We start from the raw sequence: 21,366 nt of genomic DNA on the forward strand, positions 1-21,366 counted from the left end.
ATTAACGCAGCGCGCCTTTTTCTTTTAAAGCAGCCTCTTTCTCTGGGTTTATCCACCACAGATCCAGATAGCCCAGCGCGAAGGGCGGCAGGTTTTCGGGGTATTCATACATATCGTAGTAAGCAGTCCAGTAGTCCGCCACGTACCCGTCGGGGATAACAAAGAACTCATAGCGCAGGACACGATCCAGCGCCATAAGCGCAGCATCCTGTTCGGCCTGATTTGTAGTGTCGAACGACGCTTCGATAACAGCATCCACAAGGGGGCTGGCTAGACCCGCAGGGTTGAACAGGCTGAACGCCGCCTCTTCTGAGCCATACATTTGGCTCAGCCCGCCACCGGTAGACAGGAAAGAACCGTAGCGATCTGAATACACCATGTCATAGTCCCGCTCACGCCGCCGTAGCGTGAACTGAGACGGATCTACCTTTTCCGCGGTCGCGTCAACGCCGATAGACTGCAGATTCTGAACGAAGGTCTCGATCATTGTCGAAGTTGAGGTTGGGATGCTGGATGCATACGGGATATTCACCTTCAGAGTATGACCGTCAGCATTCCGGCGCACATTGCCTTCGCCTACTGGCCAGCCGGCCTCATCCAACAGCGTTGATGCTTTGCGCAGATTGCGACGATCGTTCAGACGGGCCGCATTGGATTCATGCGTGACCAGAGCGGGTTCGCTCAGCACCTCGGCAGGTACCACATCACCGAGCGCCGCTAAGAACGCCAGTTCGGTGCCCTCTGGCGCGCCTTTTGCTTCAAGATGAGTGTCCTGCACGAATGAACTACGCGGCGTGTTCAAGCCAAACATCAGCGATTCATTTGACCATTCGAAATTAAAGGCCAGCGCCAGCGCCTTACGCACGTTCTTGTCCGCAAATTGCGGTTTGCCCAAGTTGAACACAAATCCAGATGGTGTTGGTGGGCTGCCGTCGGTTATTTCATCCTGTACAACGGACCCTTGGCGAAGCTTAGGGAAATCATAACTTGACGCCCACTGTTTGGGATCGCTCTCTATCCGCATCGTGTATTCGCCTGCTTTGAACGCCTCGAACGCAGCGGTCTGGTCAGCAAAGTATTCGATACGGATCGTATCGTAGTTGTGGCGCCCTACATTAATGGGCAAGTCCTTGCCCCAATAGTCATCCCTGCGCTTATATACGATACGGCGATTAATGTCGTAACTGTCCAACTTGTACGGGCCCGAGCCTACTGCGACCTCAAGCCGAGGTTCGTCCAAGCGTCGGGATTCGTCAGCTTCGAACCAGTCTTTTGAAAAAACCGGCGTCGAACCAACGGTTTCAATCAGGCCGCGTCGCGTAACATCAGGGCTGAAAGTGAATTTCACGGTATGATCATCCAGCGCCTCAACATCTCTTACCATACGTCCCACAGCCTGCGCATAAGACGGCAAACCCTGCTCGATAAACAACCGGTGGCTATGAACCACGTCTTCGGCGGTGACCGGAGTGCCATCCCAAAACGTTGCTTCTGGGCGCATGTGAAATGTCACGTAGTTGCGGCCTTCATCATACTCCATGCTTTCAGCCAGAACACCGTAATACTGACCAACACTGTCAGAGGTACTGACAATCAGCGAGTCATATTGAACAGCCGTCAAACCGCCTGCTCGTCCCTTTCGTGAGTATGGGTTAAGCGAATCAAACGTGCCAGAACCGGCAAGGGACAGTTCTCCACCTTTCGGGGCGTCTGGATTGACGTAATTCAGATATGGGTAGTCGACCGGATAATCCAGATTTCCGAAATAAGAATAGCCGTGGCTGCGCGTTATCCCTTCCTCAGTTGCAGAGGCTGCATTGCTTCCCGCAAAAACTATCGCTGCTGAAACCCACAGCACCGCTGCCCATAGATTAAGTTTGGACGGGCGCGATACGGACAGAAGGGATTTCATTTTGCTCTTCCTCTGGATCATTTTCATCTTCAATGTCGTGCCCAACAGCTAAAAGGCCAACACTTATTGTTGCAAGTTTAGAACGCGTGAGCGCTTTGTGAAGATTTCTTAAGACAAAAAAAACCGCTGCAAGGGGCAGCGGCTTTGAAATTCTTCAACCTTCAGCAAGCAATCAGTTGCCGATTGTCTGCAGGTAAGCGATCAGATCAGCGCGTTCCTGAGGTTTTTTCAGGCCAGCAAAGCTCATCGATGTTCCGGAGATGTAGGCGCTCGGGCGTTCCAGGAAGGCGTCCAGTGCTTCGGGCGTCCAGTTGCCACCGTGGGCCTGCATTGACGCAGAATAACCGGTAAAGCCCTTGGCCGAAGCGACAGGGCGGTCAACGATCGCATACAGGTAAGGACCAGTGCCGTTTGCGCCATCTTCCAGCTTGTGGCAGGCGGTGCACTTGCGGAATACTCTCGCCCCCTTCTCAGGGTCAGCGGCAGCCAGCATGTCCTCAAAAACTATTTCTTCGCCGTCAGCGCTTTCGCCAGAGCTTTCGGTTTCGATAATGTATGCGGCCTCAGCATCGCCATGGCCACCACCTGCATAATAGAGGATATCCGCCCCCCATTTGGCCAGAAGCAGCACCAGGAAAGTGCCAAACAGGCCTGCCGCGGCCTTGGTAACTGTCATCGTGTCGAACATTGATCGCGTGTCCATTTCAGCTGTCTGCGCAGGTGTCTAAGGCTTCCCCTAACGAGAGGCAAGGTATAGACACCGCGACTAAACGCCCAATTTGCCAACTTGTTGCACGGAATCGACCTAATGACCAATCGCATTGCATTTCAAGGGGAACCCGGCGCCTATAGCCACGAGGCGTGCCGCAACGCGCGCCCGGATATGGAGGCCCTGCCCTGCCGAACCTTCGAAGATGTGATCGAATCGGTTCGCGCGGGTAAGGCCGATTTGGCGATGTTGCCGGTTGAAAACACCACCTATGGGCGCGTGGCCGATATTCATCGGCTTTTGCCCCATAGCGGGCTGCATATCATCGACGAAGCTTTTGTCCGGGTTCATATCAACCTTCTGGGTGTTCCCGGGGCCAAGCTAGAGGACATTGCCGAGGCTCATTCCCATCTTGTGCTGCTGCCGCAATGTGCGACTTTCCTAAAAAAGCACGGTATCCGCGGTCGTGTCAGTCCCGACAACGCCCGAGCGGCTCGGGAAGTTGCTGATGTCGGTGACGTCCATTCTGCTGCCCTGGCCAGCGAGCTGGCCGGAGAAATCTATGGCCTGAATATATTGGCCCGCAATATTGAAGACCACGGCGACAATACAACCCGTTTTCTTGTCATGTCCCGACAGGCCGACCAGTCGCGTAGGGGCGAACACGGCATGATTACCAGTTTCGTGTTTCAGGTCCGCAACATCCCTGCGGCGCTCTACAAAGCGATGGGTGGATTTGCCACCAACGGTATCAACATGACAAAGCTGGAAAGCTATATGGTCGACGGCTCATTCACGGCGACGCAGTTCTACGCCGACATCGTGGGTCACCCCGAGGATCAAAATGTGCAGCTTGCCATGGACGAACTACAGCACTTTACGACCAATGTGGAAATCCTGGGCGTTTATCCTGCTACACAACCACGCGGCTAAACGCTGTCCACAATTACTCATGGCTGAATTCTGACCGTCGCTCACCGCTGCGCCACGCGGTCAGAATCCTGCCCACATTGGCTGCAACATCTTCCGTTCCGTTGACCTCCAGGTCATATACCCTGCCCTCATGGATACGTTCCTGGTCCCGCGCAGCACTTCCCAAGGGTCTGTCACCACGCAGGCGTTCTCGCTCGATCAGAACCGAAATCGGGCATTGCACAGCAACAAACAGAACATCATGCGACTCCAGACGCGTTTTAAGGTCTTCCGCCCATCCCGGTGTGTCGAGTATGTGTTCAAGGATCAGGTTGTTACCCGCATCGGCATACGCTGAAACAGACCTGTGGAACCCGTCAAAAATTGGAGACCTGTCTGAAGGCCAATCAAAGTCCTCTGCCCTATACCGTGCCATCGGCAAAACACCGGCATCCCTTAAATGGTCGATGGATACATGCCAGAACGGTACTTCGATCTGTTGCTGTAAGGCGCGGGCAATCGTGCTTTTGCCGCTGCTGGACGCACCGTGGAGGAATATGATCTGCGACACAACTGACCCCGCTTGCTGAAACTAGGTCCCTCGACTACGCAGTTTTAGGACGGCAACTGATACACTTTCGACACAGCATCTTCCAACTGCCGATACTCCCGGAAGCCCATAGCTTCATAATAGGCTAAGCCTTCAGCGTTTTTCGAACCAATCGTTGCGTCAATGAAGGTCAGGTCAAAGCCATGTGCAGCATCAAGCGTCTGGGCAAACAAGCCGCGTCCAACGCCGCGCCTGGCAGCCGAGGGTCGAATATGAGTGCCTATAATGCCCCAACCAACGGCTACATCATAAGGGTTGTCCACGACAGCATGCCTGAGAGACTGAAACCCAAGTATGTGCCCGCTCTGGTCACCTGCCAGAGTACATCTAATGCTGTCAGGATGACTGATATAGTGACCCAAGACAAACTCAGCGCTGCAGGGTTTTCTTCTCTTTCCCGCATCGAAAAGATCTTGCAAGACGCTCGCGATCCCCTCGGCGTCACTTTCTTGCGCAGTTCTAAAAATCACGATGCCCAAACACCCGGTCCATCTAGTTGTTTATCCGCCCAAAACGGGCCTCAAGACCCATGCAAATGGCGCTGCTCCAGCTCTCTTGCGAAATCACCCAGACGCATTTGAAACTGCCTGCGAAACCGGGATTGTCCCAGCTTCATTGACTGCAGCAACAGACGCGCCGGCAGAGACTTGGCAACCAGAGACATCTCTACGCTCAGGCGAGTTCTGCGCTGCGACAGCGCCAGAAAATCGACCGTCGTAATCCCAGTCATTCCTTTGCTGGTTGCCTCAAACCTCATTTGTGACGGGCGGTCACAATCTGTCATCAGCACCGACATCTGACGCGGCTTTCCGCGCAGCTTGAACTCGGTTTCCCATGTCGTTCCTACCGTAACTACAGAACTATCTCCGCTGCGCCGCACATCGATCCCACGCCGCATCGCCATACGCTCGAAACGCTCAAAATCGGCGACCATGTCGAACACCGAGTTGATGGGGGCTTCGATATCTTCACGCGCTGAAAACTGCATGTCGGCCTTTTGTTGATCTTAGTTACTGCTCAGTGTTTCCTTAGGCCAGCGTATCTGCAAGCCAGTTTTGCAGCAAAAAATGTGCGATTGCACCTTTTCGCGCTGGCAATATCTGCGGATGCTCTCCGGCAAAGGCCTGCATCATCTCGGTCTTACTGACCCACATTGCCTCTTCGATTTCGACCGGGTCGATGACAATGTCGCGCGACAATGCCTCACCCGCACAGCCGAACATTAACGACGCCGGAAATGGCCAGGGCTGACTTGAGAGGTATGAGACAGCGCCGACGGGTACACCCGCTTCTTCCATCACTTCGCGCCGCACGGCAGCCTCAAGCGTTTCTCCCGGTTCGACAAATCCCGCCAACAGCGAAAACATCTTATCGGGCCACCCGGGGGAACGCCCCATCAAAACAGAATCACCGTGGGTAATCAGCATGATGACGACCGGATCCGTTCGCGGGAAATGTTGGCCGCTACACGAAGGGCAACTGCGCTGCCACCCGGCCTGAGACAGATCGCTGGCAACACCACAACGTGCGCAAAAACGATGGGTTTCGTGCCATCCAATAACAGCCTTGGCAGTCGCGGCAAGTTCGGCATCCCGAGTGGGTAGCCGGGTCATGATTCGGCGCAATTCGGCAAACACATACCCGTCCGGCAATTCAGGGTGCTGTTGTTCGGACCTGTCGACAAACGCGCCGAGAGCAGAGAGGTCGTGCCCGTGGGCCGTCCAATCCGAAATATCTGCCGCAAAGAACGGCGCGCCCATTTCGCTAAGCCCCAGAAAGATCGGAGTTTCGACGATGCCGCCGGGCCCGTTATTGATCAAGACATGTGTCATTGGGACGAACCCAAGTTGATCCAGGGCTTCACCGGTTACCAGAACCTTGCCACGCCAGAGCAGCAGGCATTTTGCGTTTGGATCACTTGCAGCCGCGGTTAGCTTGTCTGCGTCGCTTCGAAGATGCGCGGCTCGATCCAGGCCAGAGCCGCCGAAAGTCACCTGTTCCGCATTTTTCATTGAGTTTCCTTTGGATCTTGCGCACAGGGCTGCCACGACTAGGCCCTCGTTGCAACGCAATTCACCGGCAACGAATTCGGACAATGCCGCCAAAAAAGCCTCATGGTTGCCTCGAAAATTTCTTCATTATGCTTCTAATTGTATTTGGTTGAGCAGCAGCATCTAAAAGTAGAAAATTGAGATCCAATCAACGACCCTCAAGACCGATTCAGACCAAGGCACCAAGCGGGCGTATTCGCATATTAGCGACGACCGACTTGCACATGAACCTAACAAGTTTCGACTATTATTCAGACAAGCCGGATCCAACACTTGGCTTGACGCGAACCGCCAGTCTTATCCGCGCGGCCAGACGACAGGCGGAAGACGACATTGTCCTGTTGTTTGACAACGGAGACTCCCTTCAAGGCACGCCCCTAGGGGAATGGGCGGCGCTAAATGACGGCACCCATCCAATGATGCAAGCCTTTGAGGCATTGGGATACGACGCAATCGGGCTAGGAAATCACGATTTTGGCTTTGGTCTGAACGCGCTGGACCGAATCCTTGCACAGGCGCCCTGCCCAGTTCTGTGTAGTAACTTGCATCGGCAAGGCAATTCCGCGCAACGGTGGCAGGATCATGTGATACTCGACCGCATCGTGCCGCTGGACGGACAGAATACTGCCATTCGCGTGGGCGTCTTTTCGGTACTGCCACCCCAGACAAACCGATGGGAAGCACACCATTTACAAGGCAAAGTGACCTCGGAAGATATCCTGAGTGCGGCGCAAAAAACTGTAACCAAGCTGCAGGGCCTTGGCTGTGATCTGATTGTTGCACTTGCGCATTCAGGTCTCGGGCAAACCCATGCCAGCGCGGGATTGGAGAACGCCGTGATCCCTTTGGCTGCCATCGAAGGGGTTGATGCAATTGTTGCCGGGCACACCCATTTGACCCTTCCTGGCGCTGCGCATGAAAGTCTTCAGTATGTCGATCATTTGGCCGGGCTGGTCCATGGCAAGCCTGTGATCATGCCAGGCTCTGCCGGATCCCATCTGGGCGTTGTTGACCTGAGTGTAACCCGCAATTCGGACAATAAGTGGCACGTTGAAGATCACTGCGTTGAGTTGCGGTCTATCCACTCCCCCAGCTCTGGGATTTTAGCACCTGAAGACCAAGACATAGTCCATCTGATTACACCTGGGCACACCCAAACGCGGGCAGCAGTGGCGAAACCCGTCGCTCGGGTTGCACAAGATATGCATAGTTACTTTAGTTTTTGCGCACCTGACCGAGGGCTTGCTTTGGTCGCCGCCGCACAGGCCGCAGCCCTGCGCCCATTCCTGCGCGGCACCGCGTCGGAAAATCTACCCATGCTTTCGGCAGCATCCCCTTACAAGTGCGGCGCGCGCTCGGGTCCCCGATACTACACTGACGTGCCTGCCGGAGAGATTTGCCTGCGCCATATTGCGGATTTACATGTTTTTCCCAATGAACTGCGAGCAATACAGGTCAACGGCGCACAAGTCTTGGACTGGCTTGAGATGTCTGCAGGCACCTTCAACCAAGTCTCACCGGGTACAGAAAACAACCTGATGAATCCCGGGCGGGCCGGGCATAATTTCGATGTTCTCTTTGGCTTATCTTATCAAATCGATCCATCAAAACCGCCTCGATTTGACGCGGATGGGACGCTGATCAATCCGAACTATGGCCGGATCAAGAATGCAACGTTTGAAGGAAACCCGCTCCGACCGGATCAGAAATTCGTTGTGGCCCTCAACAACTACCGGGCCAACGGCGGCGGTCACTTTCCATTCATTGCGAACGCTCAACCGATCAGTTTGCCGCCATTGGATATAAAAAGCGCATTGCGGGACTATTTGTCAAAACACCTGCCAGCGGATCCGATGGAACAAGCACCCTATCCCTTTGCGATTCTGCCTCTATCAGGTGCGTGCGCGATTCTCAGGACGGGCCAGGGCGCGCTCAGGCATCTGGGCGAGTTGGATGTGTATTCGCCCCAGGTGCTAGGCACCGATGCGGATGGTTTCGTGCGTATCCGCCTGACGCTCTGACGGGTTGTCTTTTTCTCAAGCTTTCCCTATATCGACACCTGAGAGGTTGGCGCGGGCGAGCGCCTCGCCAACCTGGTCAGATCCGGAAGGAAGCAGCCACAACGAGCCCCGCTTGGGTCGATGTCCAACCTCTCACTTGACGCTAGACACCAAAGAGCATTGGCCGAAGGAGGGCTTTTATGATTGTAGCAGACACCCTTCGGGCAGCCCGGTTCTAGTACTCGAACCTCAAACCGCCTGAACACATAGCCGACAGGTGCGCGCATGCCATCTGTCCGGGTTACTGTACCTGAACACAGGCAGAACAATGTCCATATTTCTATCGGACCTGGGATGGTCCCACCACTTTGCCGCACAGCACGCGGCCAATTCGTCTTGCGTACCGTTTCGTATCACAGCCGTTCATCGCGATCGCCTGACCGGGCTGGGCACGGATGGCGAAACACCTCTGCTCACCCTTGACCGACCGACAGGCGATTATGCGGTCGGAGACTGGGTGCTGGCGGACGAACACAATCGCATTCGGACCCTGCTGGATCGGCGCAGCGTCCTGAAACGCCGCGCAGCCGGCACCGGCGCCGAAGCGCAACTGATAGCAGCAAATGTCGACGTGCTGTTTATTGTCAGTTCGTGCAATGCTGATTTCAACTTACCCCGGTTGGAACGATACCTGGCACTGGCCAATCAAGCTGGATGCTATCCGGTCATTGTGCTGACCAAGGCCGATGTATGCGATGATCCGAACACATACGTTGCTCAAGCTCAGACTTTGGCACCTGTTGTGACGGTTGTTGCAATCAACGCGCTGGATCAGACAGAAATCCAGCAGGTCCTGTCCTGGTGCCCGTCCGGCCAGACCGCAGCGCTGGTTGGATCTTCGGGGGTCGGCAAGACGACACTGGCCAATGGGATGACGGGTCAGGACGAGGCAACCGCAGGCATTCGCGAAGATGATGCGCATGGTCGACATACGACAACCTCACGCGCGCTGCATCGCATGCGAAACGGTGGCTGGCTGATTGACACGCCCGGAATGCGTGCCTTGCGTTTGCTAGACGCGCAAGACGGCGTGGATGAGGTGTTCTCAGACGTTTTAGAGTTGGCGAGCAAGTGCCGCTTCTCGGATTGTCAGCATATCGCGGAACCAGATTGCGCAGTTCAAGGTGCCATTGAAGACGGCGTGCTGGACGCTTCGCGTCTGGAACGATGGAGAAAACTGCGACGTGAGGATCAGCGAAACTCGGAGACCGTGGCCCAGTCCCGCGCGCGCGACAAGGCGTTTGGCAAAATGGTCCGTTCGGTGATGAAAGACAAAAACTCTCGCAACGGCCGATGATATCTGGGCGCCGAGTTTTCGGCGCCCATCCCTTACGCTATCAACCTAGGCCAGACAGCCGCATTCCGGCGGGCAAACGCCCCGATATGACCGACTTCGGTTAGACCAAACTCAGACGCAGACAAAAGATGCTGTTTGGTGTCAGGGCCGTAAAGATCCGCCAGCCGCCACACTGCGTCCGGAGGGACCATCTCGTCATCTTCGAAGGCAAACAGGTCTGCGGGAGTTCCTGTTTCTGACCATTTGGCCGCCGGTAAATCGAGGCCGATTTCAGGAACGTAATTCAATGGCGCCGTGCACCATTTGCGCCATTGCCAGTAAACCGAAGCTGGCAGGTCCGTGCCGAACCCGATGGCCTTTCCTGGCAGGTACCCCAAAAGACGCGCAAGCAAGGGTGCGTGCCCATACCAGAACAACCACGCCAGCGCACGATACGGCCAAGGGTGATCTTTCAGTGTGACCAGCCCCGAACATACCCCAATCATTCGGTCGATCTGACCAATGTCGGGTTGAACCGGACCCAGCATCGCGCCCACCGAGTGACCGATGGTCCATTGCTTCGCTTTCGGAAAGCGCCGGCGCATCTCGGCCCTGGCCGCGGGCATATCAATCAGCGCCCAGTCTGCCATAGTGACTGTGGATTTGTTGAGATCTCCGGATAGAGAGTGCCCAAAGTCCCGGTAGTCATATGTCAGGCAGGCCATGCCCTGTTCTTCCGCCAGCCACTGCGCAAAATATCGGTAGTAATCTCGTGGAACTCCGGTTGCGCTGTTTAGAACAATAACGATTTCTGGCTCGGAAACTGGCCGATAGAGCCGTGCCGAAAGCATCGCCGGCCCGGACGGGAACCGAAAGTCTTCGGTCAATACCCTTTGCTGTGTGTCCAACATAGCGACCTCGGAAAAACTGAACCAATCGGTTCACCACCCTCAAATGGCACCAATTCCTATATCCGAGTCAACACCGGTTCAGGTTGACCAAACGTCCGCTTGGGATTGAGTAGGAGCGCAAGACATAAAGTCCAGCTTGACTCAGGGCGCAATCAGACGCTAGCGATTGTGTGATGGTTCCTGCCCCCTACTAGGGGTCGGGATGAAAAGGGAACACGGTGCGGTTCTGACCGGATACTCCGGGATGATCCAAATCCGCGACTGCCCCCGCAACTGTAAGCGGAAAGCAATGCCGAAATACCACTGGCCCAATGGCCGGGAAGGTCGGTAAAGCGATGACCCGCAAGTCAGGAGACCTGCCATCGGAACTGTAACCGAAACTCGGGCGGGGTGTCCGGGCAGGTCCTGACAGCACACCGCCGTCCTGCCTGATCCAAGCCCCTGTCCGCCGCGCGGAGGGCGCAAGATGATCTGGAAGACAAGAACACACGAATACACAGCAACCGTTTGTCAACGGACAGGCAAGACATGCCCTGCACTGGCCCGAATGGCGCGCGCGATGGCACAGGCTATGGCAGAAGCTCATCCAGTCGCCACTTCGGAGTTCGAAATCGAAGGCAGCAGCGAGTTGACCCATTGTCCCGAGGGCTGCACCGCGCGGTTTCGGGCCCAGCCCGATCAGATGCGTGTGTTTTGCGGCACCGATGCCGCGGCAAACACCAAACAGCTGGACGATTATGCCGACATGATCTTTGGCACCGATATCCAAACCATGCCATCCGGGATCATCGCAACGCCGCCTTGCGCAATGCTCGAGGTTTTGGCTCTTAAACCTCGCGAACCCGTGCAGATGGCCGTGCACATCTCAGCCTGATCTGACGCTCACCTCTTGCAGGGTCGAACCGACGGCCCATGCCATTTGTTCGTCTGTTTCGACGGCACAGGGGCGCAAGGCGCGCAATCGTACCAGCGCCTTGTCGGGCTGTTCGCCACATTCGACCATCAGCCGTAGAACAAGCATTCCCGACCGGCCGCAACCGCCCTTACAGTGCAGCATGACACGACCGCCTCCAGACAAGGCGTGGCGCACGGCAGAGCTGACGGACGGCCATTCATCCAGAACGGTGCGGGGTGGCGCGTTAAAGTCTTCGATTGGCAGATAAACCCATCGGCTGGCCCGACTTTGAATATCGCTTCCAAAGTCCTGCGCGCCGGCCTGAAACATCTCGACTTCGGTTGCCGTAGAAATCACAAGACCCGGCTTCCAGCTCGAGATTGTGTCCAGATCACCTGCGTAGTCCCCGCCGCGACCGGGCATTGATGTAAGGGCAAGCGTGCCTCCTCCAACTTGCAAGGCGTAGATCACCAGCTGAGACATGTAACGCTCTCCCCCCTTTAATTGCCGTCGCGAAAAATAGTTCGTGAAATGTACCCCTCTAGCAATACGCGCATCCGGTCCGATTCCAAAATAAAAATCCTCGAACGCTGCTGTGGACGCGGGCGATGGTGACCACTACGCTATGCCGAAGCCCCGAATCCGCCAGAGTAAACATGACCGACGCACCCAGCCCCGCCTATCAGGTTCTCGCCCGCAAATACCGCCCGGAAACCTTTACTGATCTGGTGGGTCAGGACGCAATGGTGCGTACGCTGAAAAACGCGTTTGAGGCGGATCGGATCGCGCAAGCCTTCATCATGACCGGCATCCGTGGCACGGGGAAAACCACCACCGCGCGGATCATCGCTAAAGGCATGAACTGCATCGGTTCTGACGGCGAAGGCAAACCAACAACCGAACCTTGCGGGCAATGCGAGCATTGTGTGGCCATCATGGAAGGCCGTCATGTCGACGTTATGGAGATGGACGCCGCCAGCCGCACGGGCGTGAACGATATTCGCGAGATCATCGACAGCGTCCGCTACCGCGCCGCCAGCGCTCGCTACAAGATTTACATCATTGACGAAGTTCACATGCTGTCGACCAGCGCTTTCAACGCGCTGCTCAAGACGTTGGAAGAGCCGCCTGAACATGTGAAGTTCATCTTCGCCACCACCGAGATTCGCAAGGTTCCGGTTACGGTTCTGTCGCGCTGTCAGCGATTTGACCTGCGTCGGATTGAACCCGAAGACATGATAGGCCTGCTGCGCAAGATAGCAGCGGCCGAAAACGCCGAGATTGCAGATGACGCGCTGGCGTTGATCACGCGGGCCGCTGAAGGCTCGGCGCGTGATGCTACCTCTTTGTTGGATCAGGCGATTTCTCATGGCGCGGGCGAGACCAGCGCAGATCAGGTGCGCGCCATGCTGGGTCTGGCAGACCGCGGACGTGTACTGGATCTGATGGATATGATCCTGCGCGGTGATGCAGCAGGGGCATTGACAGAGTTGAGCAGTCAATATGCCGAAGGGGCTGACCCGCTGGCAGTCCTGCGCGATTTGGCCGAGATCACACACTGGGTTTCGGTTGTGAAAATCACACCCGATGCAGCCGAGGATCCGACAGTATCACCGGACGAGCGCGCCCGTGGTCAACAAATGGCCGAGGCGTTGCAAATGCGCGTTCTGACACGGATGTGGCAAATGCTGCTGAAAGCGCTGGAAGAAGTCTCAGCAGCCCCGAACGCCATGATGGCGGCGGAAATGGCTGTCATTCGTCTTACCCATGTGGCCGATCTGCCAAGCCCCGAAGAGCTGATCAAGAGGCTGCAAGACTCGCCACCTACGACTGTTGGTGGACCGGGCGGAGGTGTCCCGGTGTCTGGAAAAAGCACTGCTCCCGTTCAGGCGAGTGCCGCAATTTCGACGTCTGCCATACCGGCCTCACACGGGTCGGGCGGTGCGCCTGTTGCCGCGCTTGCGCAGGATGTGCAAGCAGCACTCGCGCGCTATCCAACATTCGAGCACGTTGTCGAAATGATCCGCTCAAATCGGGATGTAAAGTTGCTGGTCGAGGTTGAAAACGGGGTGCGCCTTGTCTCGTACCAGCCGGGTCGCATCGAGTTTACGCCGGCTGCACCCGCCCCAACAGACTTGGCCCCTCGTTTGGGATCCGCGCTGCAACGTTGGACAGGCAATCGGTGGGCCGTTTCGATTGTGTCGCATGGTGATGCGCCCACTATTGGTGAAGTGCGCGATGCTTCCGAATTGGCCTTGAAAGCAACTGCATCTGAACATCCTTTGGTTCAAGCCGTTCTGACGCAGTTTCCCAAAGCCCGGATCACTAGAATTGAAACGCCGGAACAACGGTCAGCAAAGGTCGAGACAGAAGCCCTGCCCGAAGTTGAGAACGAATGGGATCCGTTCGAGGAAGACTGACGTCCAAACTGTCCAAACTGGATGAAACGAAACGGGGCTCAACGGTAGGAAGGGCCCTGCCAAATACCTTGACGATGGGCGGGAAGCCCCTCGCCCCTTGTGCCGCGCGGATGCCGTCCGTATTTAATGCTCAAACCGATTTGCAGGAGAACAACAATGCTCAAAGGACTCGGCGGTCTGGGCGATATGGCCAAGATGATGAAATCCGCACAGGATTTGCAGACCAAAATGACGGATATGCAGGAAGAGCTAAACAACATCATGGTTGTCGGCGAATCCGGCGCAGGGTTGGTCAAGGCCACCGCCTCGGCAAAAGGCGAGTTGAAAGGTCTGGACATCGACCCGTCGATCTTTAACGGGGACGACAAGGAAGTGGTCGAAGACCTGATCCTGGCCGCGATCAAAGACGCACAGGCCAAGGCCGCTGAACGCTCGCAAGATGAGATGGGCAGGCTAACAGAAAGCATGGGCTTGCCGAAAGACATCAAGCTGCCGTTCTGATACACCCGCCTGACGGGTTATCGGCCGGGCTCAACGCCCGGCCCATTTACAGGAGCGCGCCGGTGAGTTCGAACAGCGACATCGACAACCTGATCGACCTGATGGCTAAGCTGCCCGGTCTCGGACCCCGCTCGGCCCGCCGTGCAGTGTTGCACCTGATCCGCAAGCATGCATTGCTTTTGACACCTCTGGCCGACGCCATGCAGCAGGTGGCGGCCACTGCCTGTGAATGCCTGAACTGCGGAAATGTAGGCACCACCGACATCTGTGACATCTGCGATAGCGAGGTCCGCGCGACCGGAGAGCTCTGCGTCGTCGAGGATGTCGCTGACCTTTGGGCCATGGAGCGCGCTGCAGTCTTCAAAGGCCGCTATCACGTTCTGGGCGGGACCCTATCAGCCCTGGACGGGGTTGGCCCAGACGAGTTACGCATTCCCCGCCTTAAAGACAGGGTGACAGCCGAAGGGATCACCGAAGTTATTCTGGCGTTGAACGCCACCGTAGATGGCCAAACCACCGCCCATTATATCGCAGATCAGTTGGAGGGTCAGGTGCGCCTGACGTCATTGGCGCAAGGCGTGCCAATCGGCGGCGAACTGGATTATCTGGATGACGGTACGATTTCCGCAGCACTCAGGGCACGAAAAGAACTGTGACGGTTGAGGCTTGCCAACTGGAAAATCACCAACGAAGCTTACGCCCGAACCCAAACACGTAGATGTCCAAACTTACTGAGACAGGGCGCACGCTGCCTGTTCCATTGGAGAAAAGATGCCAAAGATCTTTGCATGGCTACTTGTTGCAGCATTTGCCTTAACACTTGCTGGATGCACCACAAAGCCAACTGCCCAGCAATCTGATATCGATGGGCTGGCGTCGGAAATTCGCGGACTTGGACCAGATGTTGATCCGGAAGAGGCCACGCGAGCGGCCCAAATCGCGCACAGCTATTCACTTCAACTCGCACAGGAATATCGGGTCACAGATCCACCAATCATTCACAATGCCAAGGTCATTCATGGATTTCGAGAACGTGGTCTTTGCAATGACTGGGCCGAGGATCTTCAAAAACGCCTGAACCAAGAAAACTTCCGCACGCTGACAATGCATTGGGCCACCTCTCCGCCAACAGACTTCAGGATCATCCATCATTCGGCCGTGATCAGCAAACGAGGCGATACAGTGCACGATGGTATATTGCTGGACCCCTGGCGGTACGGTGGCGTCTTGTTCTGGTCAAAGCTCGATGCCGATAAACGATACGACTGGCGGCCTCGGATGGAAGTCCGCGAAGAGCTGATCAATGCTCGACAGATACGAAAAGCGTTCAACGAAAACTAACCCACCTCAAGAAAGTTCCTGCCCTTTTCGGAATGGCATCCTCATTCAGATTTCAAAATGTCGTTGGGGCAGAAGAGGATAACGGTTAGGAAGAGGTGACTTTAACGTACATTTGTTCGGAGCAAATTATATGAGCCGTTTTCTCGCCCTGATTTTCGCCACTTTCACTGCCACCGCCGCCTGGTCGCAGGAATTGATCGACAAAGGTTTTGTCGAGGGGTGGAACATCATGATGGACCCGAACCTCGGCAATGGCTGCCTGATCCAGACGGTCTATCAGGATCTTTCGGTGGTTCGCCTAGGCTATGACGCGCTGGACAATCGCGGGTATTTCACAGTCTACAATAAGGCTTGGGGTGATATCGAGCCGGGACAGAGTTATCCGATCCGGTTTGAGCTGGATGGGAAAAGCTATGACGCTACTGCCATCGGGTTCAAACAGGATCGCGTGCCCGGCGCGACGGTGTTTTTCACCGACCGCGACTTCGTCAATGCAATCGCCCAGAACAAGTCCATGACCGTTTACAACCCTGCGGGTGAGGTTGTCATGGCGATCGACCTGAAAGGCACCGCCAAGGCGTTGGATTACGCCCGGGACTGCCAGAACAAGACGCTCTAGCGAATCGGATCGAACAGCGCATCTTCGGCCGTGCAGTCGCGGATCACGTCGCGGCCGCAGGGCACGGGATTCAAATCGCGGGACAGGCACAGGCGAACTTCTTCGATGTAACCCTGTTTGCAGGTGATGGTGATCATATCGGGCGCCAAGGATGGGTTAGCCTTCAGAAATGCATCCTCGACTACCGACGCGGGCAGTTTGACCGACGTGTCCAGCTTGCGGAATACCTGCGGGCGCTGAACGCTTTCATACGCCGCACGAGACAACGCGAAATAGTCCGTTGCGCTGAGACCCGAACAGGAACCGTGTTTCTTCCACTGATGCCAGGCAAGACCGGAACTGCCCTGAATGTCTTGCATTTCCCCCGTCATGCGACGGGTGGGTGGCGCCTCTGAGGTGCTGCAATACGACGGCCAGCCCTGATGAAACTGCGGCCAAAGCCCGTGCAGCACCCAACCATGGTCATGGCGCGCGTCGCATTGATCCGACTCGCGCGCATCGCCTTCGCGCGCGCACCAGTTTGGCGACCAGCTAAGCGACAGGACATAGTAGTCGAACTCACCGGCCTTCTCTCCATCGGCCAGCGCTGATATCGCACCGAACGCCCACATTACCAGCCCCGAAATCACCTGGCGCATTCGCCTCTTCCCTTCTTTGGCTGGCGTGACTATATACAGCCCAAGTTCCCCGACAACGGAAACCTGCCTCAATATAACGAGGCCGCCGAATTCCGGCGACGGGACAGATGTATTTATAGGAGACGGTCTGATGGCAAAACCTCTGATGGCCAAGGCAACCGCTGTTTGGCTGGTGGACAACACCACGATCAGCTTCAAGCAGATCGGTGATTTCGTGGGTATGCACGAGTTGGAAGTACAGGGCATCGCGGATGGTGATGTGGCTGCCGGTGTCAAAGGGTTTGACCCAATCACCAACAATCAACTGACCCAGGACGAGATCGACGCCGCGCAGGACAATCCGCTGCACAAGCTGAAGCTCAAGTTCAATCCTTCTGCTGCTGGTGAGGAAAAACGCCGGGGTCCCCGTTACACGCCACTGTCCAAACGTCAGGACCGCCCAAACTCGATCCTGTGGTTGGTCAAGTTCCACCCTGAACTCAGTGACGGTCAGATCGCCAAGCTGGTCGGCACCACAAAGCCAACCATCCAGTCCATCCGCGAACGGACACATTGGAACATTTCCAATATGCAGCCGATTGATCCAGTTGCTCTGGGTCTGTGCAAACAGTCGGAACTGGACATGATCGTGCAAAAGGCTGCCGCCAAGAAGGCCGCCGAAGGTGGCGTCATGAGCGATGATGAGCGTCGCAAACTGGTGTCGACTGAACAATCGCTTGAGATGGATGCCGCGCCGAAAATTCCGACGGCTATTGAAGGGCTGGAAACCTTTTCTCTTTCAGATGATCCAGAAGATGAAAAAGACGACGAGCCTATCGTGGACGCTGACAGCTTCTTCAACCTGCCCAAAGGCGGCAGCGACGACGACGAAGACGAACCCCGTCCTTGATTACTAAATGCAACGGCCTGAGCGGGCCGGTTCTTGTTTGTTCGGAAACCCCATGCTGACCGTTCTGTCTGCACTTCTTGGACCGCACCGTGCCGTTTCAACCTATGCCTTTCTGAAGACCTGGGGGCTGGGAATAGCGGGTGGTGCGTTAATGATCGCAATCGTTACCACATTGGTTTTATTGGGTGACGACGGGAAGCACGAGCACCATTCTTTCATGACCGTCCCGGTATTGTCGGCAACACCAATCAACGGGGACCTTAAAAACGGGGTCGTCGCCTCGGTTCGGTTGCCAGATGGCAGTGCCGCTTCGGTCACGTCGACCGAAGCCCCTATATCGCAAACGGTTGGAACCAGCGCGTGCATCGAAAAACGCGTCTATGTGGAGAGTGGCGAACCCAGATACAGGTTCAAACTGCCACGGTTTTGCGAGGCGGGTTGAACCTGCCAGAAGATACGAAAAGCCGTCCGACAATATACCGGGCGGCTTTTTCTTTCAGATCATCTGGAACAGGACCCCGGTGACAATCGCGCCGCCAACACCAAGCCCAAGATACGTCGCAAAGACGCGCGGTTTTACCAGCGACCAAACTGCCGCCATTGCCGGGATCGAGCTGACTGCACCAGCAACCATAAATGACATGGCCGCACCTGCACTCATGCCCTGCTCCATCAGGCCCGCCAGCAATGGCGGTGCGACATAGGAGTTCAGATAGGCAGGCATCCCGACCAGCGCCGCGATAACAATCGGCAGAACCCCTTCCCCGCCGACAACACCAGCGATCAGGTCGGCTGGAACATAGCTGACCAAAAGCGCTTCGAGCACGTATGCCAAAGCCAACCATTTCAACAGGAACAGACCATTTTGCAGAAATTCTGCCCGAAACCGAACCCGGCGATCGGGATCCTGCCAAAACTTCCAGACCGGTTTTTCGTCAAGCTTGGGACCGCACCCACAGCATCCTGCTGGTTTGTATTCTCGCAATGGCTGGGCAAATGCGCCCTGCCGCATCAACAGGCGAACGGCGAACCCCCCGAACAAACCCAGCGCAACCGCTGAAACCGCCTTGCCAATGGCGAATGGCCAACCCAAGGCGCCAGCGGTGATCAACAAAGTCGGTGGATCAATCAGCGGTGAGCTTAGCCAAAAGGCCATGACCGCAGACAGCGGAGCCCCCAATGCCAGCAGCCCAGCTATAAAAGGAATAACCTCGCACGAGCAAAACGGGGCCAGTCCACCAAACAACGCCGCCAGAAAAATCATCCGGGTTTCACGGCCTTCAAATGCGCGTGCCACCATGACCTCGGCACCGGTCGCTTTCAGATAGGATAACAACAAGACGGCAAACAGGATGTACTGGCCGGTATGGGCCAAAGCCTTCACGGCGAAGGTGATGACCTCCACCCAATTGCCCGGATCCAAAATGGCCACGGCAACAAGTAGTGCGACGATCAAGGCCCAGGGTGTTTTGATCAGGTCAAGCGCGCCCTTAGCCACCACTCTTGGGTTTTGCGTCAGTTCAGCCATCGTTTGCCGCCTTTCCAACTTCGTCCGCACAGCATTCGCTGAGGATGAACTGCGCCAGATTTCTCAGCTCACCATAACAAGCCCGGTTGATCGTGCTGCGCCCGATCTTCTCTTGCTCGACAAGCCCGCCCGCCGCAAGAAACCGTAGATGATGCGCCAAAGTAGACGGTGCTATTCCTGTCCGGTTTTGGATGTCCCCAACGGTTAGACCCGCCTCGCCGGCGCGAACCAGTGTTTTCAGAACTTTCAGCCGGGCTTCTGATCCCATTGCCGAAAAACCGGCAGCCGCGGTTTCCCACATCTGATTTCTCCATATAACTAACTTTCTAGTTATTTAGTTTATTAGAAAGCCAACGTCAACCGCAGACGAAAGTTTCCGGTATTTCGTAAGTCCAGATTGCCCACTTCTTAAGTCCACCCTATAAGCAGGTATGGGGATTTCGGTCGACACATTCTTTCTTGAACTCAATGGGCATGGGACGCTTCAGGCTCAGATCCAGCAGATGATCGCCGAGGGTATTCTGTCTGGCCGCTTTCACGTCGGAGAGAAGCTGCCCTCGTCGCGCAAACTGGCCGCCCATCTGGGTGTCAGCCGGATCACTGTGACGCTGGCCTATACCGAGCTTTTGGCCAATGACTACCTGACCGCCAAAGGCCGTTCAGGCTATTATGTTTCAGAAAACGCGCCGGTTCCTCCAAAATATACGCCGGTTCAAAAGCAAGCGGAAACAGTTGACTGGGACACGGCACTCGCACGTCGTTTCGTTGACGCGGATGTGTTGCCGAAACCCAGTGACTGGCGAGAGTATAGCTATCCTTTTATCTACGGGCAGGTGGACCGGACGCTGTTTGATCACGCCAACTGGCGGCTCTGTGCGGTGCGTGCCCTGGGGCATAAAGATTTTGAATCGCTTACAGCTGATTACGTGGATCAAGATGACCCGCTGCTTGTCGAATTCATCGCCCGTCACACCCTCCCTCGTCGCGGAATCACCGCCCGCCCCGAAGAGATTTTGATTACCTTGGGGGCCCAGAACGCGCTTTGGTTAGCCTCACGTATTTTGCTGACCCACAATCGTACCGCCGTCATCGAAAACCCCTGCTACTACGCCCTGCGGAGCCTTTTGAATCACTGGGACTGCAAAGTGACTCCGCTGGATGTTGACCGGAACGGGTTGCCGCCTGAGGCCCTCCCTCAGGATACGGACGTCGTATTCACCACGCCGAGCCATCAAAGCCCCACAACCGCGACCATGCCTGTGAGCCGCCGCAATCAACTGCTCGACCGCGCACGAGACCTGGACGCAATGGTGGTTGAGGACGACTATGAATTTGAAATGGCATTTCTGGGGGCGCCCTCCCCGGCCCTGAAGTCCATGGACCGCGACGGCCGCGTGATCTATGTGGGCAGCTTTTCAAAATCTCTGTTCCCAGGATTACGCCTTGGCTACATGGTCGGATCTGAGCCGTTTATCCGAGAAGCACGGGCCCTGCGGTCGCTGGTACTACGTCACCCACCCGGCCACATACAGCGGACCGCAGCGTATTTTCTGTCGTTGGGCCACTACGACGCACAAATACGGCGCATGTCAAAAGAGTTGGAGCAGCGGCGCAACATTATGGACAAGGCGATTGACGAACACGGTTTGACGGTGGCAGGGCGCGGCGTGATGGGCGGCTCATCAATGTGGATGGCAGCTCCGGACTCTGTCGATACGGCCCGGCTTGCCCAAAAGCTACAAAATCAAAGTGTTCATATCGAACCGGGTGCCCCGTTCTTTTCAGGCCCAGACCGACCGCAGAACTTCTACCGCCTCGGCTACTCGTCCATCTCATCCCAACAAATCACACCGGGTGTGAAGCTGATCGCGGATACCATTCGCGCGGGTTAGACGATTTTGGACCTAATCCGCCTTTCGTTCTGGCCCTAACGCCCTGACACCCCTTGGGCCTAAACCTAATTCAAAGGCTGGGCTGCCCGTCCGGCTTCACCCATTTATGCGCGGAGACGACTCACATGAAGATGACGACGGAAGAGGCTTTTGTTAAGGTTTTGCAGAAGCACGGGATTGAGCATGCGTTTGGGATCATTGG

23 protein-coding genes, 1 other RNA gene and 1 riboswitch are annotated in these 21,366 nt (G+C 56.0%); of the genes, 13 read left to right on the forward strand and 11 right to left on the reverse strand.

Annotation, left to right across the window (positions count from 1 at the left end):
* Position 1: 1 nt before the first annotated feature.
* Together Q1B21_RS20880 and Q1B21_RS20885 are read right to left on the reverse strand one after the other, a co-directional pair.
* The gene (locus Q1B21_RS20880; protein ID WP_299892817.1) at positions 2-1,912 is read right to left on the reverse strand and encodes an extracellular solute-binding protein; all 1,911 of its coding nucleotides are present in this window, start codon (positions 1,910-1,912) and stop codon (positions 2-4) included.
* A gap of 172 nt (positions 1,913-2,084) precedes the next feature.
* Positions 2,085-2,600, reverse strand: coding sequence for a cytochrome c family protein (locus tag Q1B21_RS20885; protein WP_299892852.1), 516 nt, complete (start codon positions 2,598-2,600; stop codon positions 2,085-2,087).
* A gap of 120 nt (positions 2,601-2,720) precedes the next feature.
* Here Q1B21_RS20885 and Q1B21_RS20890 point away from each other — a divergent pair, with 120 nt between their 5' ends.
* Entirely contained in the window at positions 2,721-3,554 is an 834-nt protein-coding gene (locus Q1B21_RS20890) for a prephenate dehydratase (protein ID WP_299084738.1), read from the forward strand.
* Between the two features lie 13 nt (positions 3,555-3,567).
* On the opposite strand, the gene Q1B21_RS20895 is transcribed toward Q1B21_RS20890, so the two are convergent.
* Genes Q1B21_RS20895 through nudC form a run of 4 tightly spaced genes read right to left on the reverse strand, consistent with a single transcriptional unit; the run spans position 3,568 to position 6,155 of the window.
* Complete coding sequence (locus Q1B21_RS20895) at positions 3,568-4,104, reverse strand: chloramphenicol phosphotransferase CPT family protein (RefSeq protein WP_299892820.1); 537 nt, start codon at positions 4,102-4,104, stop codon at positions 3,568-3,570.
* 44 nt (positions 4,105-4,148) lie between these two features.
* Positions 4,149-4,613: a GNAT family N-acetyltransferase gene (locus Q1B21_RS20900; RefSeq protein ID WP_299892854.1), complete on the reverse strand. Its 465-nt coding sequence runs from the start codon at positions 4,611-4,613 to the stop codon at positions 4,149-4,151.
* A 50-nt stretch (positions 4,614-4,663) separates the two neighbouring features.
* Positions 4,664-5,131, reverse strand: coding sequence for an SRPBCC family protein (locus Q1B21_RS20905; protein ID WP_299892822.1), 468 nt, complete (start codon positions 5,129-5,131; stop codon positions 4,664-4,666).
* Positions 5,132-5,171: 40 nt separating this feature from the next.
* Entirely contained in the window at positions 5,172-6,155 is a 984-nt protein-coding gene (gene nudC / locus Q1B21_RS20910; RefSeq protein ID WP_299892824.1) for an NAD(+) diphosphatase, read from the reverse strand.
* Positions 6,156-6,331: 176 nt separating this feature from the next.
* On the opposite strand from nudC, the gene Q1B21_RS20915 reads away from it, so the two are divergent.
* The 3 genes from Q1B21_RS20915 (at position 6,332) to rsgA (ending at position 9,551) form a co-directional block, all read left to right on the forward strand.
* Positions 6,332-8,215, forward strand: a complete 1,884-nt coding sequence (locus Q1B21_RS20915; RefSeq protein WP_299892826.1) for a bifunctional 2',3'-cyclic-nucleotide 2'-phosphodiesterase/3'-nucleotidase — start codon at positions 6,332-6,334, stop codon at positions 8,213-8,215.
* 39 nt (positions 8,216-8,254) lie between these two features.
* Positions 8,255-8,353, forward strand: an RNA gene (gene ffs, locus Q1B21_RS20920) — signal recognition particle sRNA small type.
* A 169-nt stretch (positions 8,354-8,522) separates the two neighbouring features.
* Positions 8,523-9,551 carry a ribosome small subunit-dependent GTPase A gene (gene rsgA, locus Q1B21_RS20925; protein WP_299892828.1) on the forward strand — a complete coding sequence of 343 codons (1,029 nt, stop codon included), beginning with the start codon at positions 8,523-8,525 and terminating at the stop codon, positions 9,549-9,551.
* A gap of 32 nt (positions 9,552-9,583) precedes the next feature.
* On the opposite strand, the gene Q1B21_RS20930 is transcribed toward rsgA, so the two are convergent.
* Entirely contained in the window at positions 9,584-10,441 is an 858-nt protein-coding gene (locus Q1B21_RS20930) for a hypothetical protein (RefSeq protein WP_299892830.1), read from the reverse strand.
* 157 nt (positions 10,442-10,598) lie between these two features.
* Positions 10,599-10,820: riboswitch (cobalamin riboswitch) on the forward strand.
* Between the two features lie 87 nt (positions 10,821-10,907).
* Between Q1B21_RS20930 and Q1B21_RS20935 the strand changes: the two genes are divergently transcribed.
* Complete coding sequence (locus Q1B21_RS20935; RefSeq protein ID WP_299892832.1) at positions 10,908-11,315, forward strand: hypothetical protein; 408 nt, start codon at positions 10,908-10,910, stop codon at positions 11,313-11,315.
* Here Q1B21_RS20935 and Q1B21_RS20940 read toward each other — a convergent pair.
* Positions 11,307-11,819, reverse strand: a complete 513-nt coding sequence (locus Q1B21_RS20940; protein WP_299892834.1) for a protein-tyrosine phosphatase family protein — start codon at positions 11,817-11,819, stop codon at positions 11,307-11,309. The two genes, Q1B21_RS20935 and Q1B21_RS20940, sit on opposite strands and share 9 nt — an antisense overlap.
* Before the next feature lie 125 nt (positions 11,820-11,944).
* Between Q1B21_RS20940 and Q1B21_RS20945 the strand changes: the two genes are divergently transcribed.
* The 5 genes from Q1B21_RS20945 (at position 11,945) to Q1B21_RS20965 (ending at position 16,217) form a co-directional block, all read left to right on the forward strand.
* On the forward strand, positions 11,945-13,756 hold the full coding sequence (locus tag Q1B21_RS20945) for a DNA polymerase III subunit gamma/tau (protein ID WP_299892836.1): 1,812 nt from the start codon (positions 11,945-11,947) through the stop codon (positions 13,754-13,756).
* Positions 13,757-13,912: 156 nt separating this feature from the next.
* Positions 13,913-14,257, forward strand: a complete 345-nt coding sequence (locus Q1B21_RS20950) for a YbaB/EbfC family nucleoid-associated protein (RefSeq protein WP_299892838.1) — start codon at positions 13,913-13,915, stop codon at positions 14,255-14,257.
* 62 nt (positions 14,258-14,319) lie between these two features.
* Complete coding sequence (gene recR, locus Q1B21_RS20955; protein WP_299892840.1) at positions 14,320-14,913, forward strand: recombination mediator RecR; 594 nt, start codon at positions 14,320-14,322, stop codon at positions 14,911-14,913.
* A gap of 115 nt (positions 14,914-15,028) precedes the next feature.
* Positions 15,029-15,598, forward strand: coding sequence for a hypothetical protein (locus tag Q1B21_RS20960; protein ID WP_299892842.1), 570 nt, complete (start codon positions 15,029-15,031; stop codon positions 15,596-15,598).
* A gap of 130 nt (positions 15,599-15,728) precedes the next feature.
* Positions 15,729-16,217 (forward strand): hypothetical protein, encoded by a 489-nt coding sequence (locus Q1B21_RS20965; RefSeq protein ID WP_299892844.1) that lies wholly within the window; start codon positions 15,729-15,731, stop codon positions 16,215-16,217.
* Here the strand turns inward: Q1B21_RS20965 and Q1B21_RS20970 are convergent.
* Entirely contained in the window at positions 16,214-16,855 is a 642-nt protein-coding gene (locus Q1B21_RS20970; RefSeq protein WP_299892846.1) for a ribonuclease T2, read from the reverse strand. The two genes, Q1B21_RS20965 and Q1B21_RS20970, sit on opposite strands and share 4 nt — an antisense overlap.
* Positions 16,856-16,985: 130 nt before the next feature.
* Here Q1B21_RS20970 and Q1B21_RS20975 point away from each other — a divergent pair, with 130 nt between their 5' ends.
* A complete protein-coding gene (locus tag Q1B21_RS20975) occupies positions 16,986-17,744 on the forward strand; it encodes a DUF1013 domain-containing protein (RefSeq protein WP_298937772.1) in 759 nt (252 codons plus the stop codon).
* Between the two features lie 52 nt (positions 17,745-17,796).
* Positions 17,797-18,186 carry a hypothetical protein gene (locus Q1B21_RS20980; protein WP_299892848.1) on the forward strand — a complete coding sequence of 130 codons (390 nt, stop codon included), beginning with the start codon at positions 17,797-17,799 and terminating at the stop codon, positions 18,184-18,186.
* A gap of 54 nt (positions 18,187-18,240) precedes the next feature.
* On the opposite strand, the gene Q1B21_RS20985 is transcribed toward Q1B21_RS20980, so the two are convergent.
* Together Q1B21_RS20985 and Q1B21_RS20990 are read right to left on the reverse strand one after the other, a co-directional pair.
* A complete protein-coding gene (locus Q1B21_RS20985) occupies positions 18,241-19,272 on the reverse strand; it encodes a permease (RefSeq protein WP_299892850.1) in 1,032 nt (343 codons plus the stop codon).
* Positions 19,265-19,573 carry a helix-turn-helix domain-containing protein gene (locus Q1B21_RS20990; RefSeq protein WP_298937769.1) on the reverse strand — a complete coding sequence of 103 codons (309 nt, stop codon included), beginning with the start codon at positions 19,571-19,573 and terminating at the stop codon, positions 19,265-19,267. Before Q1B21_RS20990 ends, Q1B21_RS20985 begins: the two co-directional genes overlap by 8 nt.
* A gap of 130 nt (positions 19,574-19,703) precedes the next feature.
* On the opposite strand from Q1B21_RS20990, the gene Q1B21_RS20995 reads away from it, so the two are divergent.
* Complete coding sequence (locus Q1B21_RS20995; RefSeq protein WP_299084768.1) at positions 19,704-21,164, forward strand: PLP-dependent aminotransferase family protein; 1,461 nt, start codon at positions 19,704-19,706, stop codon at positions 21,162-21,164.
* The last annotated feature ends 202 nt before the right edge of the window (positions 21,165-21,366 follow it).

Source organism: uncultured Ruegeria sp. (genome assembly GCF_947504215.1).
GTDB lineage: Bacteria > Pseudomonadota > Alphaproteobacteria > Rhodobacterales > Rhodobacteraceae > Ruegeria.

Excerpts from the sequence above, each read along its gene's own strand:
- Q1B21_RS20885 (WP_299892852.1), bottom strand. The coding sequence starts at position 2,600 with ATGTTCGACACGATGACAGTTACCAAGGCCGCGGCAGGCCTGTTTGGC.
- Q1B21_RS20880 (WP_299892817.1), bottom strand. The coding sequence starts at position 1,912 with ATGAAATCCCTTCTGTCCGTATCGCGCCCGTCCAAACTTAATCTATGG.
- Q1B21_RS20965 (WP_299892844.1), top strand. The coding sequence starts at position 15,729 with ATGAGCCGTTTTCTCGCCCTGATTTTCGCCACTTTCACTGCCACCGCC.
- Q1B21_RS20985 (WP_299892850.1), bottom strand. The coding sequence starts at position 19,272 with ATGGCTGAACTGACGCAAAACCCAAGAGTGGTGGCTAAGGGCGCGCTT.
- Q1B21_RS20980 (WP_299892848.1), top strand. The coding sequence starts at position 17,797 with ATGCTGACCGTTCTGTCTGCACTTCTTGGACCGCACCGTGCCGTTTCA.
- Q1B21_RS20905 (WP_299892822.1), bottom strand. The coding sequence starts at position 5,131 with ATGCAGTTTTCAGCGCGTGAAGATATCGAAGCCCCCATCAACTCGGTG.
- Q1B21_RS20970 (WP_299892846.1), bottom strand. The coding sequence starts at position 16,855 with ATGCGCCAGGTGATTTCGGGGCTGGTAATGTGGGCGTTCGGTGCGATA.
- nudC (WP_299892824.1), bottom strand. The coding sequence starts at position 6,155 with ATGAAAAATGCGGAACAGGTGACTTTCGGCGGCTCTGGCCTGGATCGA.
- Q1B21_RS20930 (WP_299892830.1), bottom strand. The coding sequence starts at position 10,441 with ATGTTGGACACACAGCAAAGGGTATTGACCGAAGACTTTCGGTTCCCG.
- rsgA (WP_299892828.1), top strand. The coding sequence starts at position 8,523 with ATGTCCATATTTCTATCGGACCTGGGATGGTCCCACCACTTTGCCGCA.
- Q1B21_RS20940 (WP_299892834.1), bottom strand. The coding sequence starts at position 11,819 with ATGTCTCAGCTGGTGATCTACGCCTTGCAAGTTGGAGGAGGCACGCTT.
- Q1B21_RS20890 (WP_299084738.1), top strand. The coding sequence starts at position 2,721 with ATGACCAATCGCATTGCATTTCAAGGGGAACCCGGCGCCTATAGCCAC.
- Q1B21_RS20960 (WP_299892842.1), top strand. The coding sequence starts at position 15,029 with ATGCCAAAGATCTTTGCATGGCTACTTGTTGCAGCATTTGCCTTAACA.
- Q1B21_RS20945 (WP_299892836.1), top strand. The coding sequence starts at position 11,945 with ATGGTGACCACTACGCTATGCCGAAGCCCCGAATCCGCCAGAGTAAAC.
- Q1B21_RS20935 (WP_299892832.1), top strand. The coding sequence starts at position 10,908 with ATGATCTGGAAGACAAGAACACACGAATACACAGCAACCGTTTGTCAA.
- Q1B21_RS20995 (WP_299084768.1), top strand. The coding sequence starts at position 19,704 with ATGGGGATTTCGGTCGACACATTCTTTCTTGAACTCAATGGGCATGGG.
- Q1B21_RS20950 (WP_299892838.1), top strand. The coding sequence starts at position 13,913 with ATGCTCAAAGGACTCGGCGGTCTGGGCGATATGGCCAAGATGATGAAA.
- Q1B21_RS20990 (WP_298937769.1), bottom strand. The coding sequence starts at position 19,573 with ATGTGGGAAACCGCGGCTGCCGGTTTTTCGGCAATGGGATCAGAAGCC.
- Q1B21_RS20975 (WP_298937772.1), top strand. The coding sequence starts at position 16,986 with ATGGCAAAACCTCTGATGGCCAAGGCAACCGCTGTTTGGCTGGTGGAC.